Source organism: Halorubrum sp. AJ67, from assembly GCF_000513435.1.
Genome location: NZ_CBVY010000002.1, coordinates 467508 through 469193 on the forward strand (window position 1 = coordinate 467508; position 1686 = coordinate 469193).

General features: G+C 71.7%; 2 pseudogenes. Both read left to right on the forward strand.

Features of this window, described 5'->3' with window-relative positions:
- Window positions 1-184: pseudogene (locus BN903_RS15515) on the forward strand (threonine synthase); the annotation flags it as partial.
- A 176-nt stretch (window positions 185-360) separates the two neighbouring features.
- Window positions 361-1294, forward strand: a pseudogene (locus BN903_RS03900) (decarboxylating 6-phosphogluconate dehydrogenase).
- Window positions 1295-1686 lie beyond the last annotated feature (392 nt).

Sequence of the window (1686 nt, forward strand, 5' to 3'; positions counted from 1 at the left end):
GGCGGAGGGGCTGGAGATGGGGGCGACGTGCGCCGCCGCCGCCTCCGGCGCGTTCGCGCTCGCGGAGTCGGGCGAGTTCGGGCCGGACGACACCGTCGTCCTGTTGAACACCGGCGCGGGCAACAAGGACGTCGACGCGCTGCGCGCGCACCTCGGCGAGCGGGAGGCGAACGAAGCGGAGTAGGCGGCAAGCGGGAGGCGAACGAAGCGGAGTAGGCGGCAAGCGGGAGGCGAACGAAGCGGAGTAGGCGGCAAGCGGGAGGCGAACGCGGCGGAGTAGACGGCAAGCGGGAGGAGCGACCCGCCCCGGTCGCTGCCCGAACCGGAACCACTACGGCGGGCGGTCGCCACCCCTCGCGCATGGAACTCGGCGTCATCGGACGTCGGGCGGATGGGGCAGATCGTCGCGAACCGGTCCATCGAGGCGGGCCACGACGTGGTCGCGTTCGACCTCTCGGCGGAGGCGACCGCGGCGGCGGCGGAGAGCGGCGCGGAGCCCGCGGACTCCGTGGCTGATCTGTGTGAGCGGTTGGACGAGAGCGAAGCGGACGACGGAGAGGCGGACGGCAAGCGGATCTGGCTGATGGTCCCCGCGGGCGACGCGGTCGACGCCACGCTCGCGGACATCGAACCGCATCTCACCGGCGACGACGTGGTCGTCGACGGCGGGAACTCCCAGTTCGCGGAGTCGGTCCGGCGGGCCGAGGAGACGGACGCGGCCTACCTCGACTGCGGCACCTCCGGCGGGCCGGCGAGCGCCGAGGAGGGGTTCTCGCTGATGGTCGGCGGTCCCGAGTGGGCCTACGAGGCGATGGTCCCCGTCTTCGACGCGGTCGCGACCGGCCCGGACGGCCACGACCGCATGGGCGAGTCGGGCGCGGGCCACTACGTGAAGATGGTCCACAACGGCGTCGAGTACGCGCTGATGCAGGCGTACGGCGAGGGGTTCGAGCTGCTCACCGAGGGCCGGTACGACCTCGACATGGAGACGGTGGCACGCACCTGGAACAACGGTGCGGTGATCCGGTCGTGGCTCCTCGAACTGTGCGAGGAGGCGTTCCGCGAGGAGGGGTCGGATCTGGGCGACGTGGCAGACCACGTCGCGGGCGGCTCGACGGGCACGTGGACGGTTCAGGAGGCGCTCGAACAGGAGGTTCCGGTTCCGCTCATCTATCAGGCGCTCGCGGAGCGGTTCGACTCCCGCAACGAGGGGCGCTTCTCGCGGCGGCTCGCGAACCGGCTGCGGTACGGGTTCGGGCGGCACGAGGTCGCGCGGCGTTCGGACGACGACTGATCGCGCGGCAGCGTTCCGTCCCGGTTACATCTCGGAACGGTTCTCACGCCGAAACGAGGTTCCCTTGATACGGACGGATCGACGGCCGATCTGCGGTGCGGCGGCGCGCGCCTCCGAGTGCCTTTTAAAGGCGCGAGGAGCGCCGCGCGAGGTCGCCGGCGGCGGAGCCGCCGGCCGCCAGAGAATCTTCGATTCTCGCTGGAGTCAGTCGCCGGAGCGAAGCGCAGGCGACTGACGAGGTTGGGGAGGCGTGAGGTGCGGTTGCGGTGCGGGGTGGGACTCGAAGGGGCAGCCGGGAGGCGGGCGCAGGCGACGTAAGGACCGCAGCGAGTGAGCAACGCGAACGAGCGAGGACCGCAACGAGCGTGCGCCCGCCTCCCGGCTGGGGCTTC